At 35.6% G+C, this 6,769-nt stretch carries 10 protein-coding genes; 1 reads left to right on the top strand and 9 read right to left on the bottom strand.

What is annotated here, in order from left to right; genetic code table 11:
* The first annotated feature begins 134 nt into the window (after positions 1-134).
* Entirely contained in the window at positions 135-761 is a 627-nt protein-coding gene (locus HMPREF9088_RS03905; RefSeq protein WP_040366357.1) for an SdpI family protein, read from the top strand.
* Positions 762-764: 3 nt separating this feature from the next.
* Here the strand turns inward: HMPREF9088_RS03905 and HMPREF9088_RS12325 are convergent, their stop codons facing one another.
* The 9 genes from HMPREF9088_RS12325 to HMPREF9088_RS03865 form a co-directional block, all read right to left on the bottom strand.
* Complete coding sequence (locus HMPREF9088_RS12325; protein ID WP_007207845.1) at positions 765-1,190, bottom strand: DUF2087 domain-containing protein; 426 nt, start codon at positions 1,188-1,190, stop codon at positions 765-767.
* A gap of 30 nt (positions 1,191-1,220) precedes the next feature.
* Entirely contained in the window at positions 1,221-1,481 is a 261-nt protein-coding gene (locus HMPREF9088_RS12320) for a hypothetical protein (RefSeq protein ID WP_007207844.1), read from the bottom strand.
* A gap of 447 nt (positions 1,482-1,928) precedes the next feature.
* Positions 1,929-2,909 carry an Abi family protein gene (locus HMPREF9088_RS03895; protein ID WP_040367215.1) on the bottom strand — a complete coding sequence of 327 codons (981 nt, stop codon included), beginning with the start codon at positions 2,907-2,909 and terminating at the stop codon, positions 1,929-1,931.
* A gap of 314 nt (positions 2,910-3,223) precedes the next feature.
* Entirely contained in the window at positions 3,224-4,243 is a 1,020-nt protein-coding gene (locus tag HMPREF9088_RS03890) for a hypothetical protein (RefSeq protein WP_007207842.1), read from the bottom strand.
* Positions 4,244-4,530: 287 nt separating this feature from the next.
* On the bottom strand, positions 4,531-4,716 hold the full coding sequence (locus HMPREF9088_RS03885) for a hypothetical protein (protein ID WP_007207840.1): 186 nt from the start codon (positions 4,714-4,716) through the stop codon (positions 4,531-4,533).
* Positions 4,713-5,084: a hypothetical protein gene (locus HMPREF9088_RS03880; protein WP_007207839.1), complete on the bottom strand. Its 372-nt coding sequence runs from the start codon at positions 5,082-5,084 to the stop codon at positions 4,713-4,715. Before HMPREF9088_RS03880 ends, HMPREF9088_RS03885 begins: the two co-directional genes overlap by 4 nt.
* A 623-nt stretch (positions 5,085-5,707) precedes the next feature.
* Positions 5,708-5,917: a DUF2292 domain-containing protein gene (locus HMPREF9088_RS03875; RefSeq protein WP_007207838.1), complete on the bottom strand. Its 210-nt coding sequence runs from the start codon at positions 5,915-5,917 to the stop codon at positions 5,708-5,710.
* Positions 5,914-6,258: a hypothetical protein gene (locus tag HMPREF9088_RS03870; RefSeq protein WP_007207837.1), complete on the bottom strand. Its 345-nt coding sequence runs from the start codon at positions 6,256-6,258 to the stop codon at positions 5,914-5,916. The genes HMPREF9088_RS03875 and HMPREF9088_RS03870 overlap by 4 nt, the downstream gene beginning before the upstream one ends.
* Positions 6,246-6,650, bottom strand: coding sequence for a hypothetical protein (locus tag HMPREF9088_RS03865; protein WP_007207836.1), 405 nt, complete (start codon positions 6,648-6,650; stop codon positions 6,246-6,248). Before HMPREF9088_RS03865 ends, HMPREF9088_RS03870 begins: the two co-directional genes overlap by 13 nt.
* Between the last annotated feature and the right edge of the window lie 119 nt (positions 6,651-6,769).

The following is a 6,769-nucleotide window of genomic DNA, read 5'->3' as shown; positions in this document are numbered from 1 at the left end:
TTTTGTTTACAATCGTGTCATACTTTTCCTCTTTCCTTGATGCTGCCTGACGTTTTAGTCTCCATGAAGAGTTGCTTCTTTGGTCTATACGACATATGATAACAGTAATGAATGACGATTTGAGGAGATGTCTTATGCCAAAAAAATACAAACGACTGTTACGTTCTTGTCTGCCAATCATTCTCTTTTCTTTATTAGGCGCGCTCTTTTGGCACCAATTACCTAACCAAATAGCCACTCATTTTTCTAGTGAATGGGTTCCTAATGGCTGGAGTTCAAAGCCATTTACTGTCATTGGCTTACCCTTAATTTTCCTTATTATTCAGCTGATTGTGGTTTTCTTTATTGAAAATGACCCGCAAAATACTCGTAACCAAACGATTGTCCGCTATAGCTATTGGCTGGTACCGATTATTGGATCTGTTTGTATGTTAGCTATTTATGGCTACGCATTGGGTGTCAATCTCGCTTCGTTGCGGTATTTTCCTGAGATTTTCATTGCGCTTGTTTTCCTTGCTATTGGCTTTATTTTACCTTATACCAAACAAAATACGACGATTGGTATCAAAGTTCCCTGGACCTTGCATAGCGAGAAGAATTGGAACATGACGCATCGCTTTGCAGGTAAAGTGTTTCTCGTTTGTGGGGCTTGTGTCTTTTTCTTAGCTTTCTTCGCTGCAAAGCTTATTTATATTCCAATTATTGCGGTCATCGCCCTACCGATTGCGTATTCTTATTTTTTGTATCGAAAAGGTATTTGATAGCTATCCTTGTCTCCAATACGTTGCACCATCTTTGGTTCGTCTGAAAAAGCCATACTCGATTAAGTATCTGCGGACAGTTACATAGTCGTCGACTTTCATTTTCAACAGATCATTTACGGCACGTTCTGAATAATTTTTTTGAAAATCAAACAGCTGACTGAGTTTTTGGAGTACAATTATTTTCCGTTTTTCTTTGCTAGGAAGTTGTTTTAGCCGTCCTTGCTCGTCGAAATACGTATCACAGACATGTTGTCTTTCTTCTTCATGAATCTGATAACGTTCATCAATCATCGTTGCACCGCGATGTACTTGCCAATCGTGGCCATTCTTTAAGAGACTCATCACACTTAAAAACTGCGTGGCTTGTCGTTCTTTTTCTTTTAATTTAAATCGTTGATTGCGGACAGCTGATGTCGAAATCTCCAAGCGTTGAGCAATGGTCGTGTCACTTAATTGTTAGGCAAAGAGCACGAGAATATCTTTTTGCGTTTGTGTCACACCTAATTGTTCCTTAGTCTGGCTTAAAAGACCTAAAAGTGGCCCTCCGTGTTGGTCAATTAAATGTTTTTTGATGGCATGTCTGGCCGTGACTAGCTTTTCATCAAGCGCAACAATTTCATCAACCATATATTGCTGCTCACAATACAGAAATTGAACTGTCTCATCGCTCGCACTATAACCATTTTTATACTCAATCAGATTAAATGTATCTTCCATAATAAACCAACTTTCTTTCAATTCGTTTTTTTATATGCTGACAAAACGAAAAATCGTTTGCAAATTATTTTGGGAGACGTATTTTTTGTTTCACATGAAACAACGCCTAGCAACACTCTTACAAGAGTAGTACTAGGCGTTGTTTTATTCTGTCACTTTTGCTATTTTTCCTTGTTCGATGTAGACCAAAATTTCATGAATAACACTTGTCAAATGCTGATAAATCAACATTTTTTCATCTATTTATTGAATGCCATATATCAATAAATATCAAATTTTTTCAAGCAAATGGCATTCAAAATGGCATTCAAAAAACTCATTATGCGTGGGGGCTATGGTGCATGAAAAAGGAGCTAGACGCATCTAGCTCCTTCAAGTGCAAACCGAAGTAATACACCCCTATTTAGTAATTAGTAGCATATCATCAAAAAGTAAAAATGTAAAGAATTATTTACTGATAAATTCTTTAAGAATTTTTATTTTAATTTTTGAATCGGTACCCATAATTTGAGTATACGCACTAAATGGAATTGATTCAAAAAGAAATTCACGATTCTCTTCATAGTCTCTTACGTATCTTTTTAAATCTGTCTTAGTTACTTTTATTTTCTTTAAAACTAAAATTAGTAAAATTAAAAAATCTGTCAAAGTGTCAAAAGTTATATTGGCAATCCCTGTTTGGTTGCCAACGAATTGTTTTAATTGACCGGAAATATTTGATCTGTCAAATCTGCAATCAAATATCATAGAATTATGCATCGTAGCATTTCTAAGTCCCGTTAAAGAAAGAACGATATTTTCCATCATTCTACCATTTTGATTCATTCCAGTATGATGTAGACTCATTTTTTGAGCTAGATTTATTCTAAGGTCCTTATTCATGCAAGAAATAAAATTTCCCAATTCACCAAAGGTTATTACCTCAAAATAAGCCCATAACGGAATTGGTTTATTACTATGAAAAAAATGTTGAATAGCGGGATGCCCTTTGCCATAATAATAAGAAATTGTTTCATCGATTTTTTTCCTTAATTCTAAGTTCTTTTTTAAATATTTTTTATAATCCTTACTCCCAATGTCCTTCGATGAATAGTCTTTTAGTTTCTTCGAATATATATATTCAATATCGCATTGATCCCTTGTAACAAGTGAGTCAATTAGACGATTCTTTATAGAAGTTTCAATAATAATAAGCATAGGATAAAAAATAGCTTTGGTAGCAAGATCAAAATCGTATACCGCTTTTACTTGTTTGAATTGTGAATATTCTTGTGTTGATTCCCGAGACTTAACATACCTAGATGCCTTATAACCATGATAATAACCTATATTCAAAAGTTGTTGTTTCTCCACTCCTCCATTTATATCAATACCATGTTTATCCCTAATATGTCTCATTAATCCATCGGTAGATTTTCCTTTGTTCATTATTTTCTCCAGTACTTTTTTTACAATTTTACCAGTTAGATTGCAATGTATCAACCTAACTACCATTTAAAAAATCCTTAGAATCGCTTCTGAGCACACAAATTTACTTAGCAATTCTTAACATTACCATGCACACAAAAAAAATCCACCCTCCGAAGAGAGTGGTCTACAACCAACACAGATACAGAACGAAAAATGCAAGCAGCCAAGTTCTTCTTTGGCTAACCTATTTTAGGATTTTTTAGTTTTTGAATTAAACATGTCAAAACTATTTATACAATCAATAGAACCACCCCTTTCAAACTATGCTGTATCTATTCTTCTACCTGTACATTATCGGCATTATTTGCAGCCTTCTCAGCTTTCTGATATGCCTCACGATAATTTGTATCAGTTTTCAGTTTCTTAGCATGCTGGCCTTCTAAATAGTCTAGGTGATCATATATACTGTAGTTCTCTTTTGTTACGTCAAACCGATCTGTATCATTTTCATTAAACCGTTCTTTTAAATATTTGAATCGATCTGTAATGTCATAGTTACTTGATGATTTAAAAATTCGAGGATCAAAATCTTCATACACTCGTTCTGGCTTTTCACGAATACCAGCAAGTTCAGATAGTGAAGATGATTGACGTGAGTATACTTGAGTTGTTTCATTTGTGGGAACAATTGCTAAAGCATTCTCTATCGTTTGATTCTTCTGTTCGTACTCATAGTTATCCTTAAAAGAAAATAATGTGTTCACGCTGATCGTTTCAAATCCTATAGCTGATTCAGAAGGTAAATATAAGATAGCCCTTTGAATTGATTCATTGGAAATTAGTTCAAGTTCTGCTGCCTCTTTCTGTAAGTATTGATATTTTTCTTCTTCCCTATACGGATGCTTGTTTTTATTGATGGCGGCTTTCAGTAGTGATTTTGTGGTACTATCTACGTCCAATGAGTACAATTTATTCAATTCATAAGTGGTAAATGTCCTCCCAGGCGTATGAACTAAGGTAGCAATTTCACTTTGATCCATTGAGCCAACTTCCATATCAAAATCTTGTCTACGTAACAATTCTTCTGTAGGGTTTTTATAGGTATTTCTTGCTTTCGCATAACTTTGTTCAATAGCCGTTTGTTGGTCTTTAATGGCTTGCTTTTGGGATTTTACAAAGTCTTGGATAGCATTAACGGTATTTTTCTTTGAGTCGCTTATCGCTTGATTTAAGCGTTCTTCTTTCGAATCATAATCAATCAGTTGTTTTATTTGTTTCATTTCCTTTTGTGCTTCCTTGATAATCGCTTGATACTGTTTATTGAACATAAAACTAAATTCTTTTCTTTTCACGCTATAATCTCTCCTTCTAATGGATTTTATTTATTAAATTGATTATCGTAAATCTCTTCTAGTGTTTCATCGGTAACATAGCTTTTCTTGCTCCAATCACGCATTGCCTTGCGTCTTAACGATTCTGGTAATGTACTCACATCTATTTCCTCAAAGTCGTTGCTATCGCCCTCTATGGCCTTTATAACGCAATACAACTTCACTTCTATTTCTAAGAAAATATCAAAGTCTTTCGTGTACTTTCTTTCGTATAGTTGCTTTAGCTTTTCTATTTTTTTGTTTGGTTATCATTCGTCTACCTCATCATCTTTTAGATCATCAATAAACACCATTGTTCGGCTATCCAATGAATCAAAGTCAAAACTATCGGCTTCTTCTTTGCTAAGAAAGACTACTGGTTTAAACCCAGCGGCAACCGCCAACTGTTTTAGTTTTTCGATGTCCTTTTTCATTGATATGCGTTGACTGGTCATTGTTCCGCCTCCAGTGCCGTTTTTAGCTTGTCTACTTCTTGTTGCAAATCGTCCAACTCAAGTGATCTGTAAGCCACATCAAGCACGTTTTTAGCACTTGTCACCCTCGAAGCGTGTGGGGCTTCCTTGTCGTTCATTACCTCAGATAAGACCTGTACGGCTTCTTCTGATTTCTTTTGTAGCTGCGCTGTTACCTGCTGCATGGCGTCACGTCTCAATGATCTGTACTCGTCCATAAATAACTCGTCTTTAAGATACTTATAGCCTGTTGTTCGATTAATGCCCGCTTCTTTGCATGCCTGGTCAACCGAAGCACATTGCAGTAATGCCTTTAAAAATCTGTCTTGCCGTATATTTAATTCAGCCATTTTGGCTCTCTCCTTTCCTGTATAAAAAGTTCAAAATATCCAAAAAATAACAGATTAGAGAGACTGAAATTCCGCCATTAAAATAATATGCAAAAATTTTGATTTATTTCGTTTACATAATTTTACAAATTGTAGTTTAATTACCAAGAAAAGCCCTATATTTCAAGGAAGCCATGTTCTTAACTTGGTATAACTTGCATTATGTAAACTTGATATTTATACCATTTTTTTGAATATTCGTTTGACTGCATTTCCGATAAAATTATCAGTAATGTTAGTCAGATTCGACTAGCGCCACACCACTAACTAGCATACTCTAATTGCCACCTAATTTGCGTTCTAAGCGATTCTACTTTCATGCCATACATTTAGCCGATTTCTATCTCAGTCGCTCTAATCTGTTGATATTTTGCGATATTTGTTGCCTTGTGCGCTTATGGTCGTTGGTCTAGCTTGGAATTGACATCATCTAGGACGGTCGTTAAACAAGCGCTCATTCGGTTTTCAAGGAACAACAAAGGAGGGTACAACGCCACAAGCTTCCACTCGCTACGTCATACCCTCCGATTTTTTCGGTCAGATACCTACTATTTAACTGTCTCTATTATACCATTAAAATGCTATTAAATCAACGTTTTAGCTATGTTTTCGTGCGTTTTAGCTACGTTTTTCATACTTTTTTGATGGTCTAGTATTGGCTGCAATCTTACTGATTCATGATGATCTACACTCGTTACTTTCCCATCTTGGATTTTTAACGTGATACTGCAATAATCTGCCACTTCTGTTTGCATTGCTTGTCCTTTATTGTCAATAAAAATTACTTTGCTCATTCGGACACCGCCCTTTTCAAATTATTTTCCCAGTTCTTTAAGTCCGCATGCTCTACTAGCTTTATGCGTTCCTCTGTGTCCTTTTGTTGACGTTTGAGAGATATTAGCCCCTTTGTTCGTTCTTCCTCCGTAGTGGCAATATAATAGCCCCGTTCGATATACCGCCCATCACGTTTTGCAACGATAGGAACGCCTTTCTTAACTAAACGATTGACCACCGCTTGAATATCTCTTCTTTCTAATCCTACCAGCGAAGCAATTTCAGAAGCTGAACGTTTGACCGCTCCACCTCTCGGAATAAGTTCTAGTACGGATTGTTCAATAATTGTTAGTTCTTGCATAGAACGACCTCCTCAATAGTTTCTAATATTTCCATGTTCGTATTTGGCACTAATCCGGCATAAGCGTTCATAGCTTCGCCTGTCAAAGACCCATCTTCTGTTCTATTTGCCAGCATATATAACTGTGTTTCGAAGCTTTTTATATCTCGTGACAAATGAACAATTTCATCCATTAAGTCATCTATCGATTTTACTTTTTTTACAAAGCTTCTTAGTCTCTCTTCGAATAACCCTTCCCATACACGATCATATACACCTAAAATGATAACGGAATCCTTATCCTCAATATCGCTTAGTAGTATCGCCTCATACTCTTCACTTTCAGCAAATTCTTCATATACTCGGTTTACCATTAATTTCATTACCTTTCGCTTGATTTCTTCTCTAGTCATTGTGCTTTCCCTCCATGAAGCAACAATAGAAAGTTGCTTTTAGTTTAATTTTTATTATGTTGTTGCCTGCTATTATCGTTGCCATATCAACGTTTATCCATGTTTAGGCAACAAAGCAA

The sequence above is a fragment of the Enterococcus italicus DSM 15952 genome, assembly GCF_000185365.1.
Classification (GTDB): domain Bacteria; phylum Bacillota; class Bacilli; order Lactobacillales; family Enterococcaceae; genus Enterococcus_G; species Enterococcus_G italicus.
This window is presented reverse-complemented; position numbering and strand designations above follow the sequence as displayed.